This window comes from Flavonifractor sp. HCP28S3_F3, from assembly GCF_052065355.1.
In the GTDB taxonomy this organism is placed as follows: Bacteria; Bacillota; Clostridia; order Oscillospirales; family Oscillospiraceae; genus Flavonifractor.
This window is the reverse complement of the sequence record NZ_JBQHUF010000010.1, coordinates 45,629-72,621: the sequence shown is the minus strand read 5'-3', so window position 1 is coordinate 72,621 and position 26,993 is coordinate 45,629. Positions and strand designations below refer to the sequence as shown.

The following is a 26,993-nucleotide window of genomic DNA, read 5'->3' as shown; positions in this document are numbered from 1 at the left end:
TTTTCCGCTGAAGGAGGCGAAAGGCTTTGGCAAAACGCAAGCGCGATCTGACCATGGAACAGCAGCTGGCCAGAGGGCCTATGGATCTGCCCTTCCTCATGCTGGTGCTGCTGCTGACAGGCATCGGCACGGTCATGGTCTTTTCCGCCTCCTTCGCCACCGCCTATTATGAGGGCAGGGACCCCGCCTACTACTTCATGCGGCAGGCTTTGTTTGCCGCGGCGGGCCTGGCCATCATGTACGTGATCTCCAGGATCAATTACCAGACCTTTCGCTGGATGTCGGTGTTCGCCCTGGGCGTGGCCATCCTGCTGCTGATCGCGGTGCTGATCCCCGGCATCCACACCAACCGCGCCGACGGCGTCCGCCGGTGGATCGCGGTGCCTGGCCTGGGTACCTTCCAGCCCTCGGAGATCGCCAAGGTGGCGGTCATCATGTACTTTTCCGCCAGGCTAAGCAAGCGGAATACGGAAAAGCCCATCCGGCTCAACCCCCGGTCCAACCTCAGCGGCTTTGTGGGCTGGCTGGACAAAATCGGGTTCCTGGAGCTGGTACCCTACGGCGTCATCCTGCTGATCATCGTCTTTCTGATGAAGCTGGAGCCCCACATGTCGGGCACCATCCTCATTCTGGCCGGCGCGGCGTCGGTGCTCTTCGCCGCCGGCATCAAGTTCTATTGGTTCCTGCTGGGCGGCGGCGCCATGGGCGTGCTGCTGGCCCTGTCCATGCAGGGCTACCAGTCCACCCGCATCCTGGTGTGGAAGGACCCCTGGGCCTACAAGCAGGAGGGCGGCTATCAGATCATCCAGTCCCTGTACGCCATCGGCTCCGGTGGCCTGCTGGGCCTGGGACTGGGCAAGAGCCGTCAGAAATTCCTCTACCTGCCTGAGCCAGAAAACGACTTCATCTTCGCCATCGTCTGTGAGGAGCTGGGCTATATCGGCGCGGCCTTGGTCATCCTGCTGTTCGTGCTGCTTGTGGTCCGGGGCTACTGGCTGGCCGTCCACGCCAGAGACCGGTTCGGCGCCCTGCTGGTGGTGGGCGTCACCACCCTGCTGGCGGTGCAGGTCTTTTTGAATATCTCGGTGGTCACCAACCTGCTGCCCACCACCGGTATCTCGCTGCCCTTCTTCAGCTACGGCGGTACGGCCCTGCTGATCCAATTGGCGGAGATGGGCATGGTGCTGTCGGTATCCAGACAAATTCCGGCACCAAAACAAGAATAAGAATGTTTGAGAGGGAAGTGGAAGCATGAAGATCCTCTTTACCTGCGGCGGGACCGCAGGACATGTGAACCCTGCCGTGGCTCTGGCCCAGATGTTCCAGGCCCGGAACCCGGGCTGTGAGGTGCTGTTCGTGGGAGCCGACGGCGGCATGGAGACCCGTCTGGTGCCCAAGGAGGGCTATCCCATCGAGACGGTGACCATCACCAATTTCCGTCGGTCCTTTTCTCCGGTGGCCATCGGCCACAACTTCAAGACCCTGCTGAACATGAACAAGTCCAAGAAGCAGGCCAACGCCATTCTGGACCGATTCCAGCCCGACCTGGTGGTGGGCACCGGCGGCTACGCCTCCTACCCGGTGGTAAACGCCGCCGCCGCCCGGGGCATCCCCACCGCCGTCCATGAGTCCAACGCCGTCCCCGGCCTCACCACCAAGGCCCTGTCCAAGGTGGTGGACGTGGTGATGGTGGGCTTTGAGGAGAGCAGAAACCACTACGACGACCCCTCCAAGGTGGTGGTCACCGGCACCCCGGTGCGCAGTGACTTCTTCCAGTACACCTGGAAGGAGGCCCGTGCCAAGCTGGGCCTCACCGATGACCGGCCCCTGGTGCTCTCCGTGTGGGGCAGCCTGGGCGCCGAGGAGATGAACCGCCAGATCGTGGACTTTATTTCCCGGGAATGTGCCGACGGGGAGCCTTTCCACCACATCCACGGGGCGGGCCGGGACTACCAGACCGTGTGCCAGGCCCTGAAGGCCAAGGGCGTGAAGACCGGCGCCTCTATCGACGTGCGGGAGTACATCTACGACATGCCGGTGGTGATGGCCGCCGCCGACCTGGTGCTCTGCCGGGCGGGCGCCTCCACCATCTCCGAGCTCACCGCCATCGCCAAGCCCTCCATCCTGGTGCCGTCCCCCAATGTGGTAGCCGACCACCAGACCAAGAACGCCCGGGTGCTGGAGGGGGCCGGCGGCGCGGTGCTGCTGCCTGAGAGCGAAAGCTCCGGGGAGAAGCTGTATCAGGTGGCCGCTTCCATCCTGAATGACAAGGAGAAGCGGGAGGCCATGAGCGCCGCCCTCCGGGCCATGGCTGTGGCCGACGCGGCGGAGCAGATCTACAACACCCTTTCCGGCCTGCTGGGGCGGAAAAAGTAAAAACGAACCCCCATTCTATCCCCCGCATAGGATAGCGTACCAAAACCGAAGTGCGGAGGATGGCATATGAATACATATCTGGTGGAGGGAGGCTTCCCTCTGGAGGGCTCCGTGGAGATCCACGGGGCAAAAAACAGTGTGCTCCCCATTCTGGCGGCGGCTTTGCTGGCGCCGGGGGAGTGCATCATCCACAATTGTCCCAGGCTGTCCGACGTGGAGGCCTCCCTGGCCATCCTGCGGCACCTGGGCTGCTCCGCCCGCAGGGAGGGAGACGCTGTGGTGGTGGACGCCTCTGCGCCCACCCGGTGCGACGTGCCCGACGCCCTAATGCGGGAGATGCGCTCCTCAGTGATCTTCCTGGGCGCAGTGCTGGGCCGGATGGGACGGGCCAGAATGTGCGCCCCCGGCGGCTGCGAGCTGGGTCCCCGGCCCATCGACCTCCACCTGGCGGCCATCCGGTCTCTGGGCGGACAGATCACCGAGGCGGACGGCGGCCTGCTGTGTGAGGGAAAGCTCCACGGGGCGGACATCGTCCTGTCCCTCCCCAGCGTGGGAGCCACCGAGAACGCCATGCTGGCGGCGGTGTGCGCTGACGGCGTCACCACCATCACCAACGCCGCCCGGGAGCCGGAGATCGTGGATCTCCAGAACTTCCTGCTGGCCCTGGGAGCCAGGGTGCGGGGTGCGGGCAGCTCGGTCATCACCGTTGAGGGGGGCGTGCCCCTCCACGGCGGGTCCTATACCGTCATGGGGGACCGGATCGTGGCCTGTACCTATCTGGCGGCGGCGGCCGCCGCGGGAGGACATGTGGAGGTCACCGGTGTGGACTGGCGCAACCTGTCCACCGTCACCGCGGTGCTTACCGAGGCCGGCTGCACGGTGCGCAGCCAGCCGGGGAGGATCACCCTGGCCTGCACCAAGCCCCTGAAGGGAGTGCGGCCCATCCGCACCGCGCCCTATCCCGGCTTTCCCACCGACGCCCAGGCGCCCCTGATGGCGGCCCTGTGCAAGGGCAGCGGCTGCACGGTGTTCGTGGAGAACATGTTTGACAGCCGGTACCGCCATGTGGATGAGCTCATCCGCATGGGTGCGGATATCCGTGTGGAGGGCCGTGTGGCGGTGGTGTACGGTGTGCCCAGGCTCCACGGAGCCCGGGTCCGGGCCTCCGATCTGCGGGGCGGAGCCGCCCTGGTGGTGGCCGCTCTGGGAGCGGAGGGCGAGACCCGCGTGGAGGACCTGCACCACATCGACCGGGGCTACCAGAGCCTGGAGGGAGACCTGAGCGCCCTGGGCGCCCACATTGTTCGGGAAAAAGCGGGAAAATCGTAAGAGCTTCTTTAGACTTTTTTATCCTTTTTGTGGGATAGTATAAAGAGAACTAAGATCAAAAGACAGGAGACCAGTGGAATGGCGGCAAGACGGAACAGAAAGGGACGGCGGCGCAACCGGGGACGCTTCGGCTTCCTCTATAAGCTGCTGTCCACTCTGATCATCTTCGCCGCCATTTTGATGGGCTGCGTGGTCTTTTTTCGGGTCAACACCATGGTGGTGGAGGGGAACAGCCGCTATCCCGCGGAGGAGATCATCGCCGCCTCCGGCGTACAGCAGGGGGACAACCTGTTCACGCTGAACAAGAGTAAAATGGTGTCCCAGATCCTGACCCGCCTGCCCTATGTGGACGATCTGTCCATCGAGCGGAAGCTGCCCGACACCCTGATCTTCTACGTGACGGAGAGCGTGCCTGTTGCCTGGATCGAGAGCGACGGCACCTACTGGCTGCTGGACCACCGGTGCAAGATCCTGGAGGCGGGAGATTCCTCCCTCACCGAAGGGCTGCCTGAGGTGCTGGGCCTGACGCCGGTGGACGCCACAGTGGGCAACCGCCTGACGGTGAGCCCGGAGGAGCAGAACAAGCTGGACCGGCTGCGGGAATTCTTTACCGCCATTGCCGGGCGGCAGATGACGGGCAGCCTCACCAGCTTCATCGACCTGAGCAGTGAGAACGAGATCCGGTTCGGCTACGGCGACAACCTGACGGTGATCTTCCCGCTGAACGGGGACTTTGACCAGGAGACCTATGAGCTGAAGCGGGCGCTGGAGAGCATGGACGAGCGGGGCATTCCCCGCACCGGCACCCTGGACCAGAACTATGAGGGTCGGGAGACCCACCTGCTGCCGGAGCGCTGGCTGCCCGGCCAGACGGTGGAGGAGCCCGCCCAGACAGATACCGACAGTGAGACAGAGGAGACGGCCGCGCCGGAAGTGAGCCAGACTCCCCAGGGAGAAGATGCAAATGAGTAAAAAAGGACGCAAACGGGGCCAGCTGGCCGTGATGGTGGTGTGTGCCGTGGTAGGCTTTCTGCTGGCGGCCCAGCTGCGCAGCGTGAAGCTCAGCGGTGCGGCGGACGCCACCAACGCCGCGCGGCTGGAGACCTTACAGAGCCTGTACAACGAGCTGATGGACCAGAAGGACGGCCTGGAGGACCAGGTGAAGCAGCTCCAGAGCGAGCTGTCCCTCTACCGGGAGCAGGCCGCCTCCGGCGAGGCGGGCAGCGAGGCTCTGAAGGCTGAGGTGGACAAGCTGGAGATCACCGCCGGTCTCACCGACGTGGAGGGGCCGGGAGTTACCGTTATTCTGGAGGACTCCACCTCCTCCAACGTCACCGGGGACGAGGCCGACTATCTGATCCATGACAGCGACCTTCTCTCCGTCATCAACGAGCTGCGCTCCGCCGGGGCGGAGGCCATCTCCCTCAACGGAGAGCGCATTCTGGCCACCAGCGAGGTGCGCTGCACCGGCGCCGTGGTGACGGTGAACGGCCGGCGGTACGCCGCCCCTTACATCATTTTCGCCATCGGCGACCCGGACACCCTGTACAACGCCATGACCATGCGCAACGGCGTGGCCGACGTACTGGGTCAGTGGGGGATCACCGTGAAGGTCACCGCCAGTGACCTGCTGCTGATCCCCAAGTACAACGGAACGGTAGATTATCAATACGCCCACAGCGTGACGCCGGGCGAAGAGGAGGGTGAGGGCTGATGCTGGAGATCGTGGGCCTGCTGGTGGGTCTGGCCGTGGGACTGGTGTTCCCCTGGACCATTCCCAGTCAATACTCCCTTTACGCCGCCACCGGCCTGCTGGCCGCTCTGGATTCCGCCCTGGGCGGGTTCCGGGCCCGGGTGGTAGGAGACTTCAAGCTGGATATGTTTCTGTCGGGCACCATCGGCAACGCGGTCATCGCGGTTTTTCTCACCTGGCTGGGCCAGAGTCTGGGCCTGCCGCTGTACCTTGCGGCGGTGGTGGTGTTCGGAACGAGAATGTTCCAAAACTTTGCGGAAATCCGGCGGGAACTATTGACCTCCAGGCAAAAGAGCGCTAAAATAAATCAAGATATGGTTACTTCCGAGGAGGAGCATACAAGATAGCTCTTTTTTCCCTCTTTTTAAACAAAAATCACGAATTCGTTTCACATAGGAGGAGCAGTTATGGCGTTTGGGCTGGATACCGGTCCCGATAATGTCGTTACCATTAAGGTCATCGGCGTTGGCGGAGGCGGCAACAACGTGGTCAACCGGATGGTGAAGTCCGGGACCAAGGGCGTAGACTTTATTGCGGTTAATACGGACAAGCAGGCGCTTGCCGTTTCCAGTGCTACTTTTAAGATTCAGATCGGTGAGAAGCTCACCGGCGGCCAGGGCGCGGGCAGCGATCCCGAGGTGGGACGCAAGTCCGCCGAGGAGAGCCGCAGCGCCATCTCCAAGGCTCTGGAGGATGCCGACATGGTGTTCATCACCGCCGGTATGGGCGGCGGCACCGGCACCGGCGCGGCTCCCATCGTGGCGGATATCGCCAAGGAAATGGGCCTGCTCACCGTGGGCGTGGTCACCAAGCCCTTCAACTTTGAAGGCCGCCGCCGGATGGTCCAGGCGGAGAAGGGCATCGAGGAGCTGCGTACCCGGGTGGACAGCCTGGTCATCATCCCCAACGAGCGGCTGAAGTTCGCCACCGACCAGAAGATCACCTTTGCCAACGCGTTTGAGATCGCCGACGATGTGCTGCGCCAGGCGGTGCAGTCCATCTCCGACCTCATTAAGAACACCGGCTTCATCAACCTGGACTTCGCCGACGTGACTGCCGTCATGCAGAACGCGGGCATGGCTCACATGGGCGTGGGCCGGGCCGCCGGCAAGAACAAGGCCGAGGAGGCCGCCAAGATGGCCATTTCCAGCCCCCTGCTGGAGACCTCCATCAACGGCGCCAAGGGCGTGCTGGTCAACGTCACCGGCTCCATGGACATCGGCCTGGAGGAAGTGGAGACCGCTGCCAACCTGGTGCAGCAGGCCGCTCACCCCGACGCCCTTATCATCTTCGGTGCCGCCTTCGACGACACCCTGGAGGACGAGATCCGGGTCACCGTCATCGCCACCGGCTTCGAGGAGCGGGAGGGCACCATGCCCAGTAAGCCCTTCTCCGCCGCGGCGGAAAAGAAGGCCGAGACCCAGCAGCAGCCTCAGGAGCAGAAGCAGGAGGCTCCCGCTTCTGCCGAGGACGATCCCTTTGAGGATATCTTTAAGATCTTCAACCGGGGCCGCTGAGCAGCGCAGCAGGAAACGCCGCGCGGCAAACAGCCGCGCGGCGTTTTAGCCGGAAGCCTTGCAATCCGGCGGGAAAAGGCATATAATCAAGTTTGGACTAAGATTAGAAACAAGGGAGTGATATGCGCCGTGAGCGGTGACCCTCTGAGTCGAGCATACATTGTACGTAACACGGCGCACAGGCGACCTGTCCTGCCGGTCTGCTGACCGGCCAGGCCCCCGCGTCTGAAGCGCCGTGTGTCCGCCGGGCTTTGCCCGTCCGGACGGCAAGAAACAGGCGGCGGGGGATTTTTGTGCCCTTTTTTCCTCCGCGCCCAGAAAGGCGTGAGCGGATTGCTTTCTATTTATAAAACCATCAACGGGAAAATGACCAAGCTGGACTCCGTGCAGGACGGCTGCTGGGTCAACCTGACTTACCCCAGCGAGGACGAGCTGAATACCGTGGCGGTGACCCTGGGTGTGGAGCCCTCCTTCCTGCGGGCCGCCCTGGACGAGGAGGAGACCTCCCGTATCGACACCGAGGACGGCCAGACCCTGATCATCATCGACGTCCCCTCGGTGGAAAAGGACGACGCGGTGGTGTACTCCACCCTGCCTCTGGGCATCATCGTCACCCAAAAGCACATTATCACCGTCTGCCTGAAGGAGACCTCCATTCTGAAGGACTTTCAGGACGGTTTGGTGCGCAACGCCGAGACCCAGAAGCGCACCAGCTTCATCCTCTATATGCTGCTGCAGGTGGCCAAGCGCTTCCTGCAATACCTGAAGCAGATCGACAAGATCTACAACTACATGGAGCGGCAGCTGTACAAGTCCCAGCGTAACAAGGAGCTCATCCAGCTGCTGGACCTGGAGAAGTCGCTGGTCTACTTCAATACCTCCCTGAAGGCCAATGAGGTGACCCTGGAAAAGATCCTCCGGGGCCGCATCATTACCCTTTATGAGGAGGACCACGATCTGCTGGAGGACGTGCTGATCGAGGTGCGTCAGGCCATCGAGATGGCCAACATCTACTCCTCCATCATTTCGGGCATGATGGACGCCTTCGCCAGCGTGATCTCCAACAACCTGAACGTGATCATGAAGGTGCTGACCTCCATCACCATTCTGCTGACCATCCCCAATATCATTTTCGGCTTCTACGGCATGAATATCACCACCGGCCTGCCTCTGGACCACTTCTGGTGGATCCCCCTGGTAGTGGCGGCGGTGGTCATTGTGATCGCCGGTGTTCTGCTGAAGAAAAAGGACCTGTTCTGACCCAAGGGCCCGCTGCGGTGCAGCGGGTCCTTTTTTTGAAGGAAAGATTGCAAATTGATTCATAAAATGGTAACAAATTTGTGATATCATTTCATTTACAAAATGTCGCGGCTGACAAAGACCGCGTTGGCACGGATGAGAATGGAGGTTTTCTATGGCGAGCAATCCGAATTATTGTGATATTACCCCTGAGATCGAGGCGCTGGCGGCCCAGACCCTGCAAAACAGCAGTATCGATCCGGATGACTTTGTGAAATATGATGTGAAACGGGGTCTGCGGGACCTGAACGGCAAGGGTGTGCTGGCCGGACTGACCGAAGTCTCCGATATTGTGGCCAAGAAGATCGTCAACGGGGAAGAAGTGCCCTGTGACGGCAAGTTATATTACCGCGGCATCGATGTGGAGCAGCTGGTGGAGGGCGCCCTCAGCGAAGGCCGCTTCGGCTTTGAGGAGACTGCCTACCTGCTGCTGCTGGGGCACCTGCCCAACCAGGAGGAGCTGGACAGCTTCACCAAGCAGCTGTCCTACTACCGGTCCCTGCCCAATAACTTCGTGCGGGACGTGATCCTGAAGGCGCCCAGCCACGACATTATGAACTCCCTGGCCCGGAGCGTGCTCAACCTGGCCTCCTATGACGACCAGTGTGACGACATCTCCCTGCCCAACGTTATGCGCCAGTGCGTCCAGCTCATTTCCCTCTTCCCCATGCTCAGCGTCTACGGCTACCAGGCCTGGAACTACAAGAGCGGCAGCAGCCTGTACATCCATGCACCCCGGCCGGAGCTGTCCACCGCGGAGAACATCCTCTCCCTGCTGCGAGCGGACTCCTCCTACTCCTTCTGGGAGGCCCACGTGCTGGACATCTGCCTGACCCTCCATGCTGAGCACGGCGGCGGCAACAACTCCACCTTCACCACCCACGTGGTCACCTCCTCCGGCACCGATACCTACTCCTGCATGGCGGCCGCGCTGGCCTCCCTGAAGGGTCCCAAGCACGGCGGCGCCAACATCAAGGTGGTGCGCATGTTTGAGGACATGAAGGAGCACGTGAAGGACTGGAAGGACGAGGACGAGGTCCGGGCCTACCTCCAGGCTCTGCTGGACAAGAAGGCCTTCGACAAGGCCGGCCTCATTTACGGTATGGGCCACGCCGTCTACTCCCTGTCCGATCCCCGTGCCAACCTGTTCCAGAAATTTGTGGAGAAGCTCTCCCGCGAGAAGGGCCGGGACGAGGAGTACGAGCTCTACTCCCTGGTGGCCCGACTGGGTCCCGAGGTCATCGCCGGGGAGCGGAAGATGTACAAGGGCGTGTCCGCCAACGTGGACTTCTACTCCGGCTTTGTGTATCACATGCTGGACCTGCCTCTGGAGCTGTATACCCCCCTGTTCGCCATGGCCCGCGTGGCTGGCTGGTCCGCCCACCGCATGGAAGAGCTCATCAACATGGGCAAGATCATCCGCCCGGCCTATAAGTATGTGGGCGCGCACTCCGATTATGTGCCCATGGGCCAGCGGTAAGAAAATCCATTGAGGGCTTGACAAGCACGTTCGGCTGCCTTACCATACAGACAGAGAGAATTTGGGAGGGAACAGCATGGATTTCACCCTAGTGAAAGGCGACCCCAGCCGCCTGGAGGAATACTGCCAGGTGTTTTATGACTCCAAGCTGTACGACGCCTATTTCGCCGACAGCGATCGGCTGCCCACAGTGTTGACGGACGCGATGAATAAGGGTGAGCTCTATGTGGCCATGAGCTCCAAGAACGAGCCGGTGGGCGTCATGCATATGACCCGGGACGGTCTGGCCGGCCTGCCCTATCTGAGCCTGCTGGGCGTTAAGAAGCGCTATCGGGGCATGGGTATCGGCACCGCGCTGGTGAAGATCTTCATCGGCGTCATGGAGGCCGGGGAGGCCCCCAACATGTTTATCATGACCAGCAAATTCAACGTGCGGGCCAAGAAGCTCTATCAGTCCCTGGGGTTCGAGCCCCAGTGTCTGCTCCACGACGTGATGCGCCGCGGTGTGTCCGAGTGGCTATTCATGCGGCCCAACCGGAGATGCCCCGCCCATTAAACAAAAAAGAAAGCGCCGTTTCCTACGGGAAACGGCGCTTTTTTTATTCTGTGAGGCGCTTGACCTCCAGGTAGTAGTGCTCCTCCGCCGGGTCCAGGGTGACGGTGTTCACGCCCTTTTCCAGGTCGAAGCCGAAGTTCTGTCGAACGATGGTAATGAGCCCCCGGTCCTCCAGGGTGGCGGTCTGGGATGTGCAGGCCAGGTTGGAGCCCAGCTTCGTCACCAGGTCGTAGCCGTACACGCCCCGGTTTTTGGTGTGGGCGCAGGCGTAGTCAAAGCTGCCCGCCTTGGCAAAGGAGGCCTCCACCGTGACGCTCCCTCCGGCTGGAACGGTGACCTGAGCCGATACCCAGCTCACCCGGTCCATGGTGAAGCTCTCGCTGATAAAATCCTCGATGCAGCCGGTGCCGGTCCACTCCGACAGGTTTTCCGGCAGACCGCTCTGGTAGAACCGCTCCAGAATGACCCGATAGCAGGTCTCGAAGTCCAGGTCGGTGTACATGATGTCCTCCGTGTCCATCCGCCGGGCCAGGGCGTCCGCCAGGATGGTGCGGAAGATGGTGTCCAGATCGCTCTCGTACCGAGTCACGGTGACCCCGCTGTCCTCCAGAACAGGAGTGTCCGGATCGTTGCTACCGGAGACATAGCCTTTGGTGGTGAGGCCGGTCACGTCCTCACCCAGTACCACCAGACAGCGGGTACTGCCGTAGTCCGCTTCTCCGGGCTCCGGGATGGAGAAATCCTGCATCATAGTGCCCGCTTCCCGATCAAAGGAGCCGCCCTGGAAGCCGTAGGACAGCACGACTGTCTGATCGTAGTCCAGCTCCATGCTGGCCCGGATGGAGGGGTTGGGAGCATCCTCGCGCTCCGCCGGTCCGTAGGGGTCGGTAAACTCGTAGACGATCACCGGGATGGACGCGGGGTCCCGGAGCGGGTCCAGGGCCGTTCCCAGATAGTCCCCGCCGGAAAACAGGTCCTTATAGTCCTCCCAGCTCCCGGCGGAATACCCGCTCCAGGCGCTACCGACAGTCAGGGCGGTGTCCGCCTCCGCCCCGTCTACTGTCAGGGCGGGCCGGTACTTGGACAGATCTTCCAAAATGGAGGCGAAGGGGTAGTATACCGTCACCTCCTGGTCGGTGTCGCTGTCGTTGGTCAGGGTGTAGGAGTCGGTGACCAGAATGTGGTCATAGCTGCGGTAATAACCGCCGTCGGTGAACCACTCGTTGTACTGCTCCAGAGCCTCCTGCCGCTCGGCCTCGGTGACGCCCTCCAGAGCCGCCGCCTCTTCCTCGTTGGATACCCACTGTCGTTCCCAGGGGGCGAAGTCCAGGGTAATGTTGCGCTCCGCCGTGATGCTGTCGTTGGTTTCACCCAGCGTCAGGGGGAAGATGGGCCCGGCGTAGGACATGAAGGTGGAGGCCTCGTCGTGGCCGCCGCCTCCGGCATTGCCGCCCATCCGCACGTTGGTCACCAGCCAGGCGCCCCCCAGCACCACCACCGCCACAGCGGCGCATACCCCCATCCAGGGACGGAACCGCCGCCGGGGCCGCTTGGCCTCTCCGGCCAGAGCCGCGATCCGCGCCCGCAGCTCCGGGGAGGCGTGGAGGTCCTCCACCTGGACCATATAATCCAATCTATTCATCTTCAAACCCTCCGATCATCCGCGCCCGCAGGGCCTGCCGTCCCCGGGACAGCCAGGACAGGACGGTGTTCCGCTTGGTGCCAAGGATCTCTCCGATCTCCTTGGCGGTGTAGCCCTCAAAATAGTGCAGGTAGATGGCGTTGCGGTAGGGCTCCGGCAGAGCACGCACCTCGTCCAGCACCGAGCCGTCCAGCTCCGCCGGGGCGGGGAACTGGGGCGGCAGGGGTACCTCCTCCGACCGCTTGGCCCGGTGGAGGTTTTTGCACTTGTTGATGGCCACCCGCAGCAGCCACGCCTTCAGATGCTCCCCGTCGGCAAAGGCCTTGCCGCTGCGCAGCAGGGCCTCAAAGACCTCCTGGGTCACATCCTCCGCGTCCTGCACCGTAGGGGCGTTGTGGCAGGCCGCCCGGTAAACCGTATCCAGATAATGCTCCATTGCGTAGGAGAAGGGGGCGTCCCCCCGGAGCTGCATGGCCATGGCTCTCTCTCCTTTCTGCCCATAACACACCTGGGACGGGCGGATGATTGCATCGCAACCGAAAAAAGTGGCGCCGCAGATGCGGCAGCACTTCTGTACTTATGGCTGACCGGCTACCGCCTCGGCCACCCGGATGCCGTCTACGGCGGCGGAGGTGATGCCTCCCGCATAACCAGCGCCCTCGCCGCAGGGGTAGAGGCCCCGGACGGCAGACTGGAAGTCCTCCCCACGCAGAATGCGGACAGGGGAGGAGGAGCGGGTCTCCACGCCGGTGAGCAGGCTGTCCGGCGCGGCAAAGCCGTGGAGCTTCCGGTCAAATACCGGCAGAGCGCCCCGGAGAGTGTCCGTCACATAGTCGGGCAGACAGCGGCCCAGATCGGTGGGAGTAACGCCGGGCCGGTAGGTGGGCTCCACCGAGCCCAGAGCCCTGGAGGCCTGCCGGGCCAGGAAGTCTTTCACCGTCTGGGCGGGAGCCAGGTAACCGCCGCCGCCCAGCTGGAAGGCGGCCTCCTCCCAGTGCCGCTGGAAGGACACGCCCGCTAGCGGGTGGTCGGAGCCGAAGTCGGCGGGGTTGACCCCCACCAGGAAGCCGCCGTTGATGTTCCGGCCGTCTCTGGCCCGGCAGCTCATGCCGTTGGTCACCAGCCGCCCCTCCTCCGAGGCGGCGGCCACCACCTGGCCGCCGGGGCAGACGCAGAAGGTGAAGGCGGAGCGGCCGTTAGGCAGGTGGCAGGCCAGCTTGTAATCGGCGGCGGGGAGCGTCTCCCAGGCCGGGCCAAACTGAGCCAGGGAAATGGCGCTCTGGGGATGCTCGATGCGCACCCCGATGGCAAAGGCCTTCTGCTCCATGGGCACGCCCGCCTCGTGGAGCATCTGGAAGGTGTCCCGGGCGGAGTGGCCGGGGGAGAGCACCAGTGCGTCGCAGGGCAGGTCGTAGGCCCCCTGAGGGCCCTCCACCGTCAGTCCCGCCACCGCTCCGTCCCGGAGGGTGAGGCCGGTGAGCTGATGGCCGAAGCGCACGTCGCAGCCCAGCCGGATCAGCTCCAGCCGGATGTTTTTCACTACGTCCCGCAGCACGTCGGTGCCGATGTGGGGCTTGTGCTGGTACAGAATATCCGCCGGAGCCCCCGACGCCACCAGTTCCCGGAATACAGTGGAGATCCGGGCATCGTGGGTGCCGGTGTTCAGCTTGCCGTCGGAGAAGGTGCCCGCGCCGCCCTCGCCGAACTGCACGTTGGAGGTTGGGTCCAGCACACCGGTGGACCAGAATTTCTCTACATCGGCAGTGCGCTCCTCCACCGGGCGGCCCCGCTCCAGCACGATGGGAGTCAGACCGTTCCGGGCCAGGAACAGCGCGGCGAACAGTCCCGCCGGGCCCATGCCCACCACCACCGGCGGCAGGGAGGAGCTCCGCCGCACCGGAGGAAAGACGTAGGGGGTGCTCTGGTGCAGGCTCACGTGCTTGTCCCGGCACCGGGCCATGACTTTTTCCTCGTCGGCCACAGCCACGTCGATGGTGCAGACGTAATGGACGTCGTTCTTTTTCCGGGCGTCGATGGACTGCCGGGCCAGAGTGAGACTGGTGATGACATCCGGTTTGATCCCCAGAATACGGGCGGCCTTCTTTTTCAGTTGAGCCTCGCCCCCGTCCAGGGGGAGGGCGATATTTTGAATACGGAGCATACTGTCACCTCAAGAAAACGGCTTGTTCAATAGATATTATGATACAGGAAAGGTTCGAAAAGTACAAGCGGAAAGGTGACGGAGGTTCGCATTGGTCTGTACCCCAGGGGGTACATCCAATAGGGGGGCCGCAGCCCCCCTGATTGGCCGTTTTTAAGGGGTGGGGTGTTGGGGCGGGGGAAATTCGGAATCCCCCGCCCTGACCCTTTCTTTCCCACCGCTTTCTTTGGAAAGAAAGCGGTGCCGCCGGAGGCACTTTGATGGGGTCCCGGTGGCCGACGAAAAAGGGGCTGCGGCAATGCCGCAGCCCCCTAAAACGGTTATATTGCTGTAGACGTTTTGCTTAGTAAGAAACGCCCTGCCAGATCGTAGCGTCGGCCAGCCCCAGCCTGCGGGGCGGGCTGGGGACCCCAATAATTGAATCTGCTCGGGCGGAGTGAATCCGCCCGGCATCAAGGTTTTGCCTGGCGGCAAAACACTTGGACGGCGCTTATCGCGCCGCCCCATCTGCGATGGGGCCCCGGTGGCCGACGAAAAAGGGGCTGCGGCAATGCCGCAGCCCCCTAAAACGGTTATATTGCTGTAGACGTTCTGCTTAGTAAGAAACACCCTGCCAGATCATGGCGTCGGCCACCTTCATGAAGCCGGCGATGTTGGCGCCCGCCACGAAGTTGCCGGGCATGCCATACTCCTCGGCAAACTTGGCGGCATTGTGATAGATGTTGGTCATGATGCCGTGGAGCTTCTGGTCCACTTCCTCAAAGGTCCAGCTCAGACGCATGGAGTTCTGGCTCATTTCCAGACCGGAGGTAGCCACGCCGCCGGCGTTGGCAGCCTTGGCAGGCCCAAACAGTACGCCGTGCTCCTGGAAGTAGGCCACGGCCTCGGGAGTGGAGGGCATGTTGGCACCCTCAGCCACGGCGAAGCAGCCGTGCTCTACCAGAGCCTTGGCGCCCTCCAGAGGCAGCTCGTTCTGAGTGGCGCAGGGCAGGGCGATGTCGCAGGGGACAGTCCAGATGCCCTGGCAGCCCTCGAAATACTTGGCGGTGGGCACATAGTCCAGATAGGTCTTGATACGAGCCCGCTTGACCTCCTTGATCTCCTGGATGACCTTGTAGTCGATACCGTTCTCGTCCACGATGTAGCCGTTGGAGTCGCTCATGGCGATGACCTTGCCGCCCAGCTCGCTGGCCTTCTGGTTGGCGTAGATAGCCACGTTGCCGGAGCCGGAGATGACCACGCTGTGGCCCTGGAAGGACTTGCCGGCGGCCTTCAGCATCTCGTCGGTGAAGTAGCACAGGCCGTAGCCGGTGGCCTCGGTACGGGCCAGGGAGCCGCCGTAGGTCAGGCCCTTGCCGGTGAGGACACCGTTGAACTCGTTGCGGATGCGCTTGTACTGGCCGAACATGTAGCCGATCTCACGGGCGCCCACGCCGATATCGCCGGCGGGCACGTCGGTGTCGGGGCCGATGTGGCGCTGCAGCTCAGTCATGAAGGACTGGCAGAAACGCATGACCTCGTTGTTGCTCTTGCCCTTGGGATCAAAGTCCGCGCCGCCCTTGCCGCCGCCCATGGGCAGACCGGTCAGGGAGTTCTTGAACACCTGCTCGAAGCCCAGGAACTTGATGATGGACAGGTTGACGGAGGGATGGAACCGCAGGCCGCCCTTGGAGGGGCCGATAGCGGTGGAGAACTGCACCCGGTAGCCGCGGTTCACCTGCACCTGGCCCTTGTCGTCCACCCAGGAAACGCGGAACAGCAGGCTGCGCTCAGGCTCCACCATACGGTCGATGATGCCCATCTTGGCCAGCTCGGGCTTCTGGTTGAACACAGGCTGGAGGGTCTCCAGCACCTCACCGACGGCCTGAAGGAACTCGGGCTCATGGGCGTTCTTCTTGCATACGCCTTCGTACACATTCTGAAGGTAAGAATTGGTGATCGTAAATGCCATATTGCCAAACCCCTTTGTATGGCGGCCTCAGCAGACCCGCCGAATTTTTCCGGTGTGACCCGGGAAGCAGCGCTTGCTTTTTCAAGATGAAGTTATTATAATTCAAGGCTTTTGGAATTGCAAGAGAAAAATAAAAAATTGCAAAATTGACGAAAACGGCCGGGACAGGCCGGAGGGAAGTGCACCAATATTACATATGGGTTGCAAATCCAAACCCAGACAAAATCACCTTTGACGGGGGGGCCAAAATGCTTTATACTAAAAACAGGATAGGAGGTGTCCTTATGAAGCACATCGTTATTACCATTGGCCGGGAGTACGGATCCGGTGGGCGGCTGATCGCCAAACGGCTGTCGGAGGAGATGGGGATCACCTTTTACGACAAGCAGCTGATCACCGAAGTGGCAAAAAAGACCGGTTTTTCTGAGAATTTTATTCGGGATACCGAGCATCAGCGTCCTACCAACAGCTTTTTGTACGACCTGTATACTTCGGTCGCCACACCCTCTGTGCCTGACCAGGTGTTCATTGCCCAGGCCAAGGTCATCAAGGCCGCGGCTGCCCGGGAGTCCTGCGTGATCGTGGGACGCTGTGCCGATTATATCCTCCGGGAGGAGCCCCATGTGCTGAAGGTGTTTGTCAACGCCCCTCTGGACCAGCGGGTACGCCGGGCCAGGGAGGAATACGGCGTGACGGAGCCCAATCTGGAGAGCTACGTGATCCGGCAGGATAAGTCCAGGGCGTCCTATTACAATTACTTTGCCACCGGCCGCTGGGGACAGAGCCGGGAGTATGACCTGTGCATCAACAGCCGTATCGGCATCGATGCGGCGGTGAAGGTCATCAAGGCGGCCGCCCAGACCATGCTGGACGGGGAATAAGGAAATAAGAAGAAGGCCCGCGGAACATTCGTTCCGCGGGCCTTCTTCTTTTATCCGTTGCGTTTACACGCCCAGCTTCTCGGCTACGAAGTTGTCGACCTTGGCAAGTGCATCGTCCAGCTTGAGAACGTCGGAACCGCCGCCCATGGCGCTGTCCGGCTTGCCGCCGCCCTTGCCGCCGCAGCAGCAGCACACCTGCTTCACCAGGTCGCCGGCCTTGATGCCGTGAGCCACGGCATCCTTGCCGCACACGGCCAGGAAGGTGATCTTGCCGTCGTTGACGGCGGAGAGTACCGCTACCACGTTGGGCTGCTTGTCACGCAGCATATCGCCCATCTGACGCAGTTTGGCGGCATCGGCCTGAGGCAGGGTGGCGGTGAGCACCTTCAGGTCGCCCACGGCATGGCCGCCCATGAGGAAGCGGTCGGTCTCGCCGGCGGCCTCCTTGGCCTTGAACTTCTCCACCATGTGGCGCAGCTCCCGCAGCTCAGCGATGGTCTGCTCCGCCTTCTCCCGCAGCTCGCTGGGCTTGGTCTTGAGCACAGCGGCGGCCTCAAACAGCTTCTCCTGGTTCTGGTTCATGACCTTCAGGGACTGAGCGCCGGTGGTAGCCTCGATCCGGCGGACGCCAGAGGCCACGGAGAACTCGCTCTCGATGTGGAACACGCCCACCTTGGCGGTGTTGTCCAGATGGGTGCCGCCGCAGAACTCCACGGAGTAGCCGCTGCCCATGTCCACCACGCGGACGGTGTCGCCGTACTTCTCGCCGAACAGGGCGATGGCGCCCTTCTTCTTGGCCTCCTCGATGGGCAGCACGTCGGTGTGGATGTCATAGCCCTCCAGCACCGCCTCGTTGACCATGGCGGACACCTTGCCCAGCTCCTCAGCGGTCATGGCGGAGAAGTGGGTGAAGTCGAAGCGCAGCCGGTCCTCCTCCACCAGGGAGCCGGCCTGATGGACGTGGTCGCCCAGCACGGTGCGCAGGGCCTTGTCCAGCAGGTGGGTGGCGGAGTGGGCGCGCATGATGGCCTTGCGGCGCTTCACGTCGATGGCGGCGGTGACGGTGTCGCCCAGCTTCAGGGCGCCGCCGGTCAGCTTGCCGTAGTGCATATACTTGCCGCCCTTGTTCTTCTGCACGTCGGTGACGGTAAAGACAGCGCCGCCGGCGGTGATGGTGCCGTGGTCGGCCACCTGGCCGCCCATTTCAGCATAGAAGGGAGTCTTGTCCAGCACCACGATGCCCTCCACGCCGGGCATCAGCTCTTCGGCCTGCTCGTTCTCCACCACCAGAGCCACTACCTTGGCGTCGTCAATGGCGGTGTTGGCATAGCCCACGAACTCGGTCTCGGGCACGTCCTTGCCGAACTCCACGCCGGCCCAGCCCAGGTCGCCCAGAGCCTCACGGGCCTTGCGGGCACGCTCCTTCTGCTCCTGCATCAGCTGCTGGAAGGCCTTCTGATCCACGGTCATGTCCTGCTCCTCCACCATCTCGATGGTCAGGTCGATGGGGAAGCCGTAGGTGTCGTACAGCTTAAAGGCGTCGGCGCCGGAGAAGACCTTCTCGCCCTTGGCCTTGTGGCCCTCCAGCATGTCGTTAAAGATCTTCAGGCCGCCGTCGATGGTGCGGGCGAAGTTCTCCTCCTCGGTGCGGATGACCTTGGTGATATAGTCCTGCCGCTCCCGCAGCTCGGGGTAGTGACCCTCATTCTCATGGATGACGGTGTCGCACACCTCATACAGGAAGGGATCGTTGACGCCCAGCAGCTTGCCGTGGCGGGCAGCCCGGCGGAGCAGGCGGCGCAGCACGTAGCCACGACCCTCGTTGGAGGGGAGCACGCCGTCGCAGATCATGAAGGTGGCGGAGCGGATATGGTCGGTGATGACACGCAGGGATACGTCCTTGGCGGCGGTCTCGCCGTAGTGGGCGTGGGTGATCTCGCTCACCTTGTTGGTGATGTTCATGACGGTGTCCACGTCAAACAGAGAGGCCACGTCCTGGCACACGCAGGCCAGACGCTCCAGACCCATGCCGGTGTCGATGTTCTTCTGCTTCAGCTCGGTGTAGTGGTTCTCGCCGTCGTTGTCGAACTGGGAGAACACCACGTTCCACACCTCGATATAGCGGTCGCAGTCGCAGCCCACAGTGCAGCCGGGCTTGCCGCAGCCCCACTGCTCGCCGCGGTCATAGTAGATCTCGGAGCAGGGACCGCAGGGGCCGGAGCCGTGCTCCCAGAAGTTGTCCTCCTTGCCGAACTTGAAGATGCGGTCGGCGGGGATGCCGATCTCCTCGTTCCAGATGCGGAAGGCCTCGTCGTCGGCGGGGGTGGTCTCGTTGCCGGCGAAGACGGAGGGGTACAGGCGGTTGGGGTCCAGACCCACCCACTCGGGGCTGGTCAGGAACTCCCAGGCCCAGTGGATGGCCTCCTTCTTGAAGTAATCGCCGAAGGAGAAGTTGCCCAGCATCTCGAAGTAGGTGCCGTGGCGGGCGGTGTGGCCGATGTTCTCGATATCGCCGGTGCGGATGCACTTCTGGCAGGTGGTCACGCGGTGGCGGGGAGGCTCCTGCTCACCGGTGAAGAAGGGCTTCATGGGCGCCATGCCGCTGTTGATGAGCAGCAGGGAGGCGTCGTTCTGGGGAATCAGGGAAAAGCTGGGCAGGCGCAGGTGTCCCTTGGTCTCAAAGAAAGACAGGAACATCTCGCGCAGTTCGTTCAGACCGAATTTCTTGGGCATAAAAACTCTCCTCTTTTGCAAAAAAATAAGCTCCGCCCCCATGTCAGGGGCGAAGCAATGTTAACTCCACGGTACCACCCTGATCTGCGCCTTAAGGGCGCATCTCATTGCATCCGATAACGGGGATGATTCGTCCCGGTCCTCCCGGGCGGCTCAGAAGTGGCTTGCGGACCCGTATCGCGGAGGGCTTTCACCATCCCCTCTCGCTGAACGCGGCGCGATCCGCTTGGTTTCGTCACGGCCTTTAGCTGTACTATTCTATCACATTTTAGGCCGTTGTCAACCGCCATTTCGGCCGGACGGTCAGAGAAAGGATTCCAGACAGTAGAGCAGGTTCCGCTCCGCGTCCCAGTAGAAGATGATCTCGCTGTGGTCCGACTTGGAGCCATACCAGCTGGAGCAAGCATCATAGTCAGGACGGTACTCAGCGGGGACTTCGATCTCATCCAGCCAGGTTTCGGCGGCCTGGGTAAGGCTGTCATAGTAGATGGTCTTCCGATCCACGCTGGCCCAGGCGAACATCTGGTCAATGAAATCCTCGTACCGGTACGAGAATACATGGTACCGGATGCCGTCCCCGAGAAAGCTGGGGCCGGAATCCTTTTCATAATAGGGGGTGGTGCGGGCCAGAAAGGGGACAGAGATGCCCCAGTTCAGGCGGATCGCCAGGGTGTAGCTGGACAGCAGCTGCCAGCCGAGAAAGCCCGCCAGAAGCAGCAGGCACACAAGACCGGTCAAAAGGAGCTGTTTACGTTTCATCAAAATCCTCCTTCATCCGATGGGGCAGCAGGGACCCCAGAAAGAACAGCAGCGGCGGCAGCAGCCCCGCCAGGAACATGCACAGGTACCACAGCGGGAGAAACGGGGCATTGGCAAGGAGGCTGTCCAGAGGGACGCCGAGAGAAAAGTTCAGGGCCGACAGCATAAAGACAAAGGACGGGCATGCCAGAAAGTAGGTGCTCAGCAGCATCAGAAAGCCCACATTGCCCAGCGGTGAGAGTGGACAGATAAACAGCAGCCATCCGCCGAAGGCCCAGCCCCAGGCAAATAGGGCTGGGTAGAGGACGGCCTTCAGCCCCGTCTTGGGCGAAGGCTGGTGCCAGCCCCGGAGGGTAGCCACGATCCACCCGGCGGGGAGATAGCAAACCGCCATCAGCAACAGTGCTCCCAGAGGTGTGGCGGCCAGTGTCAGAAGGCCGGGCATCAGAAAGATCAAAGGGGCGGACAGAGCGGTGACCACGAAGTGTCCCGCGGCAAAGCCTCCGAACCGGGAGGCGGGTGAGGGTGTCATAGGGCATCCCTCCTTTCGGGGCCATCCTACCACAGAACAACCTGTAAGTCAATATAAATTTATTGAAAAACAATAATACCGGACGTACCGTGAGGTACGCCCGGTAGGGGGTTTCTTATTCGCCCTCGTAGGCCCGGCGGTAGATCTCGATGACCTGCTCCTTGGTGGCCTTGCGGGGATTGGTGAGACAGCACACGTCCTTCATGGCGTTTTCCGCCATCACCTCAAAGTCTTCCGGCTTGACCCCCAGCACCTTCAGGTTGGCGGGGATGCCCACCTGCTTGCTGATGGTGCGGATGGCCTGAATGGCCTTGGCGGCGGCGTCCCCGGTGGACAGACCGTCGATCTTCTCGCCCATGGCCTCCGCCAGATCCCGGAACCGGTTCAGGTTGCCGATGAGGTTGAACTCCTCCACGTAGGGCAGCAAAATGGCGTTGCACACGCCGTGGGGCAGGTTGTAGTAGCCGCCCAGCTGGTGGGCCATGGCGTGGACGTAGCCCAGGGAGGCGTTGTTGAAGGCGATGCCCGCCAGGTACTGGGCGTAGGCCATCTTGTCCCGGGCCCACATGTAGTCGCCGTTGGCCACCGCCTTGGGCAGGTACTGGTAGATCATCTTCACGGCCATCAGGGCGGCGGAGTCGGTAAGTACGTTGGCGGCGGTGGACACGTAGGCCTCAATGGCGTGGGTCATGGCGTCCATGCCGGTGGCGGCGGTGAGGGAGGCGGGCATGCCCTTCATCAGCACCGGATCATTGACGGCGATCTTGGGGGTGACCCGCCAGTCCACAATGGCCATCTTCACCTTCCGGGAAGTGTCGGTGATGATGCAGAACCGGGTGATCTCAGAGGCGGTGCCGGCGGTGGTGTTGATGGCCATCAGAGGCACCACGTCCTTGGTGGCCTTGTCCACGCCCTCATAGTCGTGGATGCGGCCGCCGTTGCTGGCCACCAGGCCGATGCCCTTGGCGCAGTCGTGGGAGGAACCGCCGCCCAGAGAGATGATGGAGTCGCACCCGTTGGCCTGGAAGAAAGCCACACCTGCCTCCACGTTTTTGTCGGTGGGGTTGGGCTCCGCCCCGTCAAAGACCACCGAGTGGATGCCGGAGGCGGACAGGATCTCCTGGATGGAGGCGGCCATGCCGGACTGGGCCAGGAACTTGTCGGTGACGATCATGGTGCGGCCCACGTTCAGGCTCTTCAGCAGAGCTCCGGCCTCGTTGACGGCGCCTTCGCCAAAGACGTTGCGGGTGGGCAGAAAGTAGTAAGTGGACATGAGCGGTTTCCTCCTTTTTCTCAGTGGGGCGGCGGCGCCCCATCGGTTGGCGACAGTATAGCTGCCTAAAGTGAGGAAGTCAATAAGTTTTAAGAAGTTTATTTTTTAACAAATTATCGTTATTTTTAAAACAAATAAGTTAAAAAAGCAACTGTCACAATTTTAGGGGGAACCAGGGAAACCGGGGGTAAAAGCGGCAGGATATGGAAACCTGTTTTGTCTCGTTGTGAGAGAAACGACAATTTAATACGGAAACGAAATATTGCAAAAAATTCCGGCCCTCCTCGTGTGAGGAGGGCCGGAAAGCGCTCAGAAGCGGTAGAGATACAGGCAGGACTGGGTGAAATCCTCTGCGGCATAGCCGCAGATGGCCACCCGGTCTTCATCGAACCAGCCCAGGCTGGCCTCATAGAGGTCGGCGCTGCTGTCCCGGTCCAGCAGGGTGAAGGTGCCCCGTTCCAGGTCCATCACGCCCAGGCTGGAGATACCCAGCCCGTCGGCCTGGCCGCCGTAGCTGGCAAACAGAACCTTGGTGCCGGAGGGGTTGGCGATAAAGGTGGGCGTGTCCCACTGGGCCAGGGAGAAGTTCTCCACAGCAATGGTTTCTCCGGTGACCAGGTCCAGCACTGATACCGAGCCGTCCTCTGTCACATAGATCCCCCGTCCGCCGCCGAAGAAGAACTGGAAGCCGTAAGATGGTTCCTCATGCCGCTGATAGACCGGCAGCTGAGAAAAGGTCTGGGTCAGGGTGCCGCTGTCCGGCTGCCAGGTCCAGACGTCACAGCAGTCCCCGTCTTGCCCGGAGAGGGTCAGCAGGATCAGGGTGCTGTCCTCGGCAAAATAGGCGCTGAACACCTCCAGGCCGGTGAGCTCGTTGAGGCTGGCGGTGGTTTTGCCCTCCCGGTCGCAGTAGAACCAGCCCGTCCGATCGCTGGACAGGATGGCGGCGGACAGATCGTCCATCCACTGTACCTCGGTGAGGGGCGCGGCAGTCTCCCAGCCGGTGCCGTCCAGCAGGTCGGTGATCTCCCCGGTGGCCAGGTCCAGCAGCACCGGGTATTGCCGGTAGTCCATCTGGCTGCCCTGGCTCAGGGTAAGGAGCACCGCGTCGGTGCGGCCGCCGATGGAAGAGACATAGAAGTCGTAATCCAGAGCCATGCCGGCGGTGCCGTTGTTGTAGCAGGAGACCTCACCCTCATACACGCACCAGTAGACCGTATCCGTGTAGGTCACCCCGTCCCAGACGGTGGAAAATTGGGTGGTGCTGGTCTCCAGGGGAATCAGCTCGTCCCCCTCCGCCGCCCAATAGTGGAAGGCCAGGATGGAGCCGTCGTCGGCCCGCTCCGCCTGGCACAGAACATTGTCCCCATAGCTCCAGCCGAACCCGTCAGGCAGGCGGATGTACTGCACCTCCACCTGCTGGCCGATGGTGCTCTGGGTCAGCTCCGGCTGTTCCGGCCCTTCGCCCGTGGGAGCGGGCACCTGCTCGGTCTCCTCCAGCCGGAACAGGGTGAGCACCGCCGTCCGCAGCTCCGGACTGGCCGCCATGGCCACCAGGAAGGTGCAGGCCACCGCCGCGGCCGCCGCCAGGGCAGTGAGGCCCGCCCGCCGCCGCCGGGGACGGGAGAGGGGAGCGGGGGCGTCCAGGGTATCCCGGATGCGGTCTTTCAGGTCAGGGGCGGGCGTCAGACGGTCCAGCGCGCCTTTGTATTCTTCCAGATTCATACCGATCCCTCCGTTCCAAGCTCCAGTTCCAGCTTCAGCTGCTCCCGGCCCCGTTTGAGCCGCATCTTCACCGCCGAGGGGGACAGACCCAGGATCTCCGCCACCTCCGCCACCGAGTAGCCCTCGTAGTAGTGGAGATGGATGGGTCCCTTGTAGGTCTCCGGCAGGGCCAGAATGGCCTCCAATACCCCTTGATCCGCCTGATGTTCAGTGGGAATATCCACGTCCAGAGCCGCCGCCCGCTTCCGCCAGAACCCCTTCAGCTGGTCCTTGCACAGGTTGGCCGTCACCTGGAGCAGCCACCGCTTTTCGTGCGCTTCATTGAGAAACGCCGGAGCCCGCCACAGCAGGCGGCAGAAAACCTCCTGGGTCACGTCCTCCGCGTCCGCCCGGCGGCCCAGATACACCATGGCCAGGCGGTAGACCATGGCGCCGTAGGCGTCGTAGCTTGCTTCAAAGCGCTGCATTTGTTCTTCGTCCATCGGCCCGCCCTCCTTTCGACCATATAACGATTGGGCTTACGCTGAGGTCACAAAAAAGTCCAGGCGAATTTCGCCTGGACTTTTTCTTTCAGGAATTTTCCCGGCAGGCCCGGAGAATGGACAGGGGGGGCACCGCTTTCGGGAGCTTCATATGGAACACCATCTGAGGCGTCCGGGGCTGAGTGAGGGGGAAGCCGTCGGCGTCGGTCATCTCGCCCGCCGTAAAGGGGGTGGCGGCCACGTCGGGACCCACCAGCTCCAGCTCGTCACCCACGGAGAACTTGTTCCGCAGGGAGAGAGTGGCGTTGCCGGCGGCATCGCAGGAAGTAACCACAGCCACCACCTGCCACTCCCGGATGTACCGGGCGTCGCCGGTGTACTGGCCCGGCTGGCCGAACCAGAAGCCGGTGGAGTAGGGCCGGTGGCTCACCTTCTCCACCTCTTCCCGCCATACCGCGTCCATGGGCCTGCCCTCTGCCGCCGCGTCGATGGCGTGGCGGTAGGCGGCGGTGACGGCGGCGGCGTAGTAGGCGCTCTTGGCCCGACCCTCGATTTTCAGAGAGTCCAGCCCGGCGGCCATCAGCTCCGGGATGTGGTCGATCATGCACATGTCCCGGGAGTTCATGATATAGGCGCCGCCCTCGTCCTCACCGATGGGGAAGTACTCCCCGGGGCGCTTTTCCTCCACCAGGGCGTACTTGTACCGGCAGGGCTGGGCGCAGGCGCCCCGGTTGGCGTCCCGACCGGTCATATAGTTGGACAGCAGGCAGCGGCCGGAGTAGCTGACGCACATGGCGCCGTGGATAAAGGCCTCGATCTCCAGATCCTTGGGCGCCTTGGCCCGCAGCTCGGTGACTTCATCCAAGGACAGCTCCCGGGCCAGAATCACCCGGCTGGCACCCAGGTCGTACCAGGCCGTGGCGGTCTGGTAGTTGGAGATGCTGGCCTGGGTGGAGATGTGGGCCTTGACCCGGGGAGCGTACCGCTTCAGCAGGGAGAGCACCCCCACGTCGGCCAGGATCACCGCGTCCACCCCCAGGTCCTGGAGGTATTCCAGCCACTCGGGCAGCCGGGCCACCTCGTCATTACGGGGCATGGTGTTGCAGGTGACGTGGATGGACACGCCCCGGCTGTGGCACATGGCCACAGCCTGCTTCATTTCCTCCGGGGTGAAGTTGCCGGCGAAAGCCCGCATGCCGAAGTCGGTGCCCGCCAGGTACACCGCGTCCGCGCCATAGGCCAGGGACATTTTCAGCCGCTCCATGTCCCCGGCAGGGGAGAGCAGTTCGATCTTATTTGTCATTTTTGTACAGCTCCTGCGTGGCAATGAAGTTCTGCTGCTCCCGGTAGGTGGCGAAGAAGGAGTGGGTCCCGTCGTCGCCCAGCGCGTAGTAGTAGTACTTAGTGGACTCGGGATAGACTGCCGCCTTCAGGGCGTCGGTACCCGGATTGGCGATGGCTGTGGGAGGCAGACCCTTGTGGGTGCGGGTGTTGTAGGGGGTATCGGCATTCAGGTCCACCTCGGTGCCGCCGGTGGCGTACAGAATGGTGGCGTCGATGTTCAGGTAGCCCGCCGTCTCGCTGGTGGGATTCTCCAGACGGTTGTAGATGACCGAGGCAATCTTGCCCTGGTCGGCGCCGTCGGTCTCCTTCTCGATCATGGAGGCGATGATGACGGCCTGGTTGATGGTGTAGCCCGCCTCCTGGATGTCCGCCCGCATCTCGTCGGTAAAGACCTGGTCAAAGCGGAGGATCATCTTGTTGAGCACGGTCACGGGGTCCTCACCCATATAGAACTCATAGGTGTCGGGGAAGAGGTAGCCCTCCAGCCGCTTGGGGTCGCCCAGAGGCTGCACGCCCTTGAGGAAGGAGAAATTGAAGTCGTAGTTGGCGGCGGTGTCCTCCAGCTGTTCCACGGTGGATACGCCCTTTTCCTCCAGCAGCGCGAAGATCTGAGCCTCGGTCATGCCCTCGGGAATGGTGACGGTGGTGACCATTCGGCTGGCGGAGGAGGAGCCCATGCTGGAGATCAGAGCCCGGTAGTCCATATCGCTGTTGAGCTCGTAGGTACCGGGGGTGATCTTGGCGTCCTCTTCACCGGCCTTGCCGGAGACGTGGGTGAGGGAGCAGAACATCTTAAAGACGAACTTGTACTCAATGAGCCCCTGCTCCTTCAGCTTGTCGGCCACGTCGCTGACGGTATCTCCCGCCTCGATCTCCACGGCGGCGGTGTGCTCGGGCTTGTTGAGAGCCAGCACATCATTGGCCCAAAGCCAGCCCACGCCGGCCAGCAGGGCGGACGTGCCCAGCACAAAGAGAATATAGATCAGCATGCCCCATGCGCCCATTTTGCGGCGCTTTTTCCGCCGGGGCGCGGAACGGCGTTCCGGCTGGGAAGAGGGGGCCACCCGCTTTCCGCCGTGACTGCTGCGGGCGTGGCGCTCATTACGCGCATTCTCGCGGTAATCTTCCTGAGACAATTGGTTCAACTCCTAACAGATAACAGAAAAACAATGGTGGGGCTGGAACCACATGAGCTCCTCC

Annotated in this window: 23 protein-coding genes; 11 read left to right on the top strand and 12 right to left on the bottom strand. The window is 62.2% G+C overall.

Going from position 1 to position 26,993, the window contains the following annotated elements; translation table 11 throughout:
• The first annotated feature begins 80 nt into the window (after positions 1 to 80).
• From ftsW to ACTNB1_RS10090, 10 genes are all read left to right on the top strand, one after another.
• Positions 81 to 1,226, top strand: a complete 1,146-nt coding sequence (ftsW, locus tag ACTNB1_RS10135) for a putative lipid II flippase FtsW (protein WP_441169260.1) — start codon at positions 81 to 83, stop codon at positions 1,224 to 1,226.
• 25 nt (positions 1,227 to 1,251) lie between these two features.
• Entirely contained in the window at positions 1,252 to 2,376 is a 1,125-nt protein-coding gene (gene murG / locus ACTNB1_RS10130) for an undecaprenyldiphospho-muramoylpentapeptide beta-N-acetylglucosaminyltransferase (RefSeq protein WP_441169205.1), read from the top strand.
• 66 nt (positions 2,377 to 2,442) lie between these two features.
• Positions 2,443 to 3,705, top strand: a complete 1,263-nt coding sequence (gene murA / locus ACTNB1_RS10125; RefSeq protein WP_441169204.1) for a UDP-N-acetylglucosamine 1-carboxyvinyltransferase — start codon at positions 2,443 to 2,445, stop codon at positions 3,703 to 3,705.
• A 78-nt stretch (positions 3,706 to 3,783) separates the two neighbouring features.
• Positions 3,784 to 4,677 (top strand): cell division protein FtsQ/DivIB, encoded by an 894-nt coding sequence (locus tag ACTNB1_RS10120; protein ID WP_441169203.1) that lies wholly within the window; start codon positions 3,784 to 3,786, stop codon positions 4,675 to 4,677.
• Entirely contained in the window at positions 4,670 to 5,419 is a 750-nt protein-coding gene (locus tag ACTNB1_RS10115; protein WP_441169201.1) for a DUF881 domain-containing protein, read from the top strand. Before ACTNB1_RS10120 ends, ACTNB1_RS10115 begins: the two co-directional genes overlap by 8 nt.
• Positions 5,419 to 5,805 carry a small basic family protein gene (locus ACTNB1_RS10110; RefSeq protein ID WP_441169200.1) on the top strand — a complete coding sequence of 129 codons (387 nt, stop codon included), beginning with the start codon at positions 5,419 to 5,421 and terminating at the stop codon, positions 5,803 to 5,805. Before ACTNB1_RS10115 ends, ACTNB1_RS10110 begins: the two co-directional genes overlap by 1 nt.
• A gap of 60 nt (positions 5,806 to 5,865) precedes the next feature.
• Complete coding sequence (ftsZ, locus tag ACTNB1_RS10105) at positions 5,866 to 6,975, top strand: cell division protein FtsZ (protein WP_441169198.1); 1,110 nt, start codon at positions 5,866 to 5,868, stop codon at positions 6,973 to 6,975.
• Positions 6,976 to 7,308: 333 nt separating this feature from the next.
• Positions 7,309 to 8,235, top strand: a complete 927-nt coding sequence (locus ACTNB1_RS10100; protein WP_441169197.1) for a magnesium transporter CorA family protein — start codon at positions 7,309 to 7,311, stop codon at positions 8,233 to 8,235.
• 154 nt (positions 8,236 to 8,389) lie between these two features.
• The gene (locus ACTNB1_RS10095; RefSeq protein WP_441169196.1) at positions 8,390 to 9,754 is read left to right on the top strand and encodes a citrate/2-methylcitrate synthase; all 1,365 of its coding nucleotides are present in this window, start codon (positions 8,390 to 8,392) and stop codon (positions 9,752 to 9,754) included.
• Positions 9,755 to 9,830: 76 nt separating this feature from the next.
• A complete protein-coding gene (locus ACTNB1_RS10090) occupies positions 9,831 to 10,310 on the top strand; it encodes a GNAT family N-acetyltransferase (protein WP_441169195.1) in 480 nt (159 codons plus the stop codon).
• Between the two features lie 43 nt (positions 10,311 to 10,353).
• On the opposite strand, the gene ACTNB1_RS10085 is transcribed toward ACTNB1_RS10090, so the two are convergent.
• The 4 genes from ACTNB1_RS10085 to gdhA all read right to left on the bottom strand — a co-directional run bounded on the left by ACTNB1_RS10085 (position 10,354) and on the right by gdhA (position 16,064).
• The gene (locus ACTNB1_RS10085) at positions 10,354 to 11,952 is read right to left on the bottom strand and encodes a hypothetical protein (protein ID WP_441169194.1); all 1,599 of its coding nucleotides are present in this window, start codon (positions 11,950 to 11,952) and stop codon (positions 10,354 to 10,356) included.
• Positions 11,945 to 12,430, bottom strand: a complete 486-nt coding sequence (locus tag ACTNB1_RS10080; RefSeq protein WP_441169192.1) for an RNA polymerase sigma factor — start codon at positions 12,428 to 12,430, stop codon at positions 11,945 to 11,947. Before ACTNB1_RS10080 ends, ACTNB1_RS10085 begins: the two co-directional genes overlap by 8 nt.
• 99 nt (positions 12,431 to 12,529) lie before the next feature.
• Entirely contained in the window at positions 12,530 to 14,113 is a 1,584-nt protein-coding gene (locus ACTNB1_RS10075) for an NAD(P)/FAD-dependent oxidoreductase (protein WP_441169190.1), read from the bottom strand.
• Between the two features lie 595 nt (positions 14,114 to 14,708).
• Complete coding sequence (gdhA, locus tag ACTNB1_RS10070) at positions 14,709 to 16,064, bottom strand: NADP-specific glutamate dehydrogenase (RefSeq protein WP_441169189.1); 1,356 nt, start codon at positions 16,062 to 16,064, stop codon at positions 14,709 to 14,711.
• Positions 16,065 to 16,348: 284 nt separating this feature from the next.
• On the opposite strand from gdhA, the gene ACTNB1_RS10065 reads away from it, so the two are divergent.
• Positions 16,349 to 16,945, top strand: coding sequence for an AAA family ATPase (locus ACTNB1_RS10065; RefSeq protein WP_441169187.1), 597 nt, complete (start codon positions 16,349 to 16,351; stop codon positions 16,943 to 16,945).
• 63 nt (positions 16,946 to 17,008) lie between these two features.
• On the opposite strand, the gene alaS is transcribed toward ACTNB1_RS10065, so the two are convergent.
• From alaS to mltG, 8 genes are all read right to left on the bottom strand, one after another.
• Positions 17,009 to 19,678 (bottom strand): alanine--tRNA ligase, encoded by a 2,670-nt coding sequence (gene alaS, locus ACTNB1_RS10060; protein WP_441169185.1) that lies wholly within the window; start codon positions 19,676 to 19,678, stop codon positions 17,009 to 17,011.
• A 303-nt stretch (positions 19,679 to 19,981) separates the two neighbouring features.
• Entirely contained in the window at positions 19,982 to 20,437 is a 456-nt protein-coding gene (locus ACTNB1_RS10055; RefSeq protein WP_441169184.1) for a hypothetical protein, read from the bottom strand.
• Entirely contained in the window at positions 20,427 to 20,969 is a 543-nt protein-coding gene (locus tag ACTNB1_RS10050; protein WP_441169182.1) for a hypothetical protein, read from the bottom strand. Before ACTNB1_RS10050 ends, ACTNB1_RS10055 begins: the two co-directional genes overlap by 11 nt.
• A 115-nt stretch (positions 20,970 to 21,084) precedes the next feature.
• Positions 21,085 to 22,242, bottom strand: coding sequence for an iron-containing alcohol dehydrogenase (locus ACTNB1_RS10045; protein ID WP_441169180.1), 1,158 nt, complete (start codon positions 22,240 to 22,242; stop codon positions 21,085 to 21,087).
• Between the two features lie 309 nt (positions 22,243 to 22,551).
• Entirely contained in the window at positions 22,552 to 23,967 is a 1,416-nt protein-coding gene (locus tag ACTNB1_RS10040; protein ID WP_441169179.1) for a hypothetical protein, read from the bottom strand.
• The gene (locus ACTNB1_RS10035; RefSeq protein WP_441169178.1) at positions 23,964 to 24,449 is read right to left on the bottom strand and encodes an RNA polymerase sigma factor; all 486 of its coding nucleotides are present in this window, start codon (positions 24,447 to 24,449) and stop codon (positions 23,964 to 23,966) included. Before ACTNB1_RS10035 ends, ACTNB1_RS10040 begins: the two co-directional genes overlap by 4 nt.
• Positions 24,450 to 24,537: 88 nt before the next feature.
• Positions 24,538 to 25,752 (bottom strand): peptidase U32 family protein, encoded by a 1,215-nt coding sequence (locus ACTNB1_RS10030; protein WP_441169176.1) that lies wholly within the window; start codon positions 25,750 to 25,752, stop codon positions 24,538 to 24,540.
• Positions 25,742 to 26,929 (bottom strand): endolytic transglycosylase MltG, encoded by a 1,188-nt coding sequence (gene mltG, locus ACTNB1_RS10025; RefSeq protein ID WP_441169175.1) that lies wholly within the window; start codon positions 26,927 to 26,929, stop codon positions 25,742 to 25,744. Before mltG ends, ACTNB1_RS10030 begins: the two co-directional genes overlap by 11 nt.
• Positions 26,930 to 26,993: the final 64 nt, after the last annotated feature.

Coding starts and splice junctions, on each gene's coding strand:
- ftsW (WP_441169260.1), top strand. CDS start 81: ATGGATCTGCCCTTCCTCATGCTGGTGCTGCTGCTGACAGGCATCGGC.
- murG (WP_441169205.1), top strand. CDS start 1,252: ATGAAGATCCTCTTTACCTGCGGCGGGACCGCAGGACATGTGAACCCT.
- murA (WP_441169204.1), top strand. CDS start 2,443: ATGAATACATATCTGGTGGAGGGAGGCTTCCCTCTGGAGGGCTCCGTG.
- ACTNB1_RS10120 (WP_441169203.1), top strand. CDS start 3,784: ATGGCGGCAAGACGGAACAGAAAGGGACGGCGGCGCAACCGGGGACGC.
- ACTNB1_RS10115 (WP_441169201.1), top strand. CDS start 4,670: ATGAGTAAAAAAGGACGCAAACGGGGCCAGCTGGCCGTGATGGTGGTG.
- ACTNB1_RS10110 (WP_441169200.1), top strand. CDS start 5,419: ATGCTGGAGATCGTGGGCCTGCTGGTGGGTCTGGCCGTGGGACTGGTG.
- ftsZ (WP_441169198.1), top strand. CDS start 5,866: ATGGCGTTTGGGCTGGATACCGGTCCCGATAATGTCGTTACCATTAAG.
- ACTNB1_RS10095 (WP_441169196.1), top strand. CDS start 8,390: ATGGCGAGCAATCCGAATTATTGTGATATTACCCCTGAGATCGAGGCG.
- ACTNB1_RS10090 (WP_441169195.1), top strand. CDS start 9,831: ATGGATTTCACCCTAGTGAAAGGCGACCCCAGCCGCCTGGAGGAATAC.
- ACTNB1_RS10085 (WP_441169194.1), bottom strand. CDS start 11,952: ATGAATAGATTGGATTATATGGTCCAGGTGGAGGACCTCCACGCCTCC.
- ACTNB1_RS10080 (WP_441169192.1), bottom strand. CDS start 12,430: ATGGCCATGCAGCTCCGGGGGGACGCCCCCTTCTCCTACGCAATGGAG.
- ACTNB1_RS10075 (WP_441169190.1), bottom strand. CDS start 14,113: ATGCTCCGTATTCAAAATATCGCCCTCCCCCTGGACGGGGGCGAGGCT.
- gdhA (WP_441169189.1), bottom strand. CDS start 16,064: ATGGCATTTACGATCACCAATTCTTACCTTCAGAATGTGTACGAAGGC.
- ACTNB1_RS10065 (WP_441169187.1), top strand. CDS start 16,349: ATGAAGCACATCGTTATTACCATTGGCCGGGAGTACGGATCCGGTGGG.
- alaS (WP_441169185.1), bottom strand. CDS start 19,678: ATGCCCAAGAAATTCGGTCTGAACGAACTGCGCGAGATGTTCCTGTCT.
- ACTNB1_RS10055 (WP_441169184.1), bottom strand. CDS start 20,437: ATGAAACGTAAACAGCTCCTTTTGACCGGTCTTGTGTGCCTGCTGCTT.
- ACTNB1_RS10050 (WP_441169182.1), bottom strand. CDS start 20,969: ATGACACCCTCACCCGCCTCCCGGTTCGGAGGCTTTGCCGCGGGACAC.
- ACTNB1_RS10045 (WP_441169180.1), bottom strand. CDS start 22,242: ATGTCCACTTACTACTTTCTGCCCACCCGCAACGTCTTTGGCGAAGGC.
- ACTNB1_RS10040 (WP_441169179.1), bottom strand. CDS start 23,967: ATGAATCTGGAAGAATACAAAGGCGCGCTGGACCGTCTGACGCCCGCC.
- ACTNB1_RS10035 (WP_441169178.1), bottom strand. CDS start 24,449: ATGGACGAAGAACAAATGCAGCGCTTTGAAGCAAGCTACGACGCCTAC.
- ACTNB1_RS10030 (WP_441169176.1), bottom strand. CDS start 25,752: ATGACAAATAAGATCGAACTGCTCTCCCCTGCCGGGGACATGGAGCGG.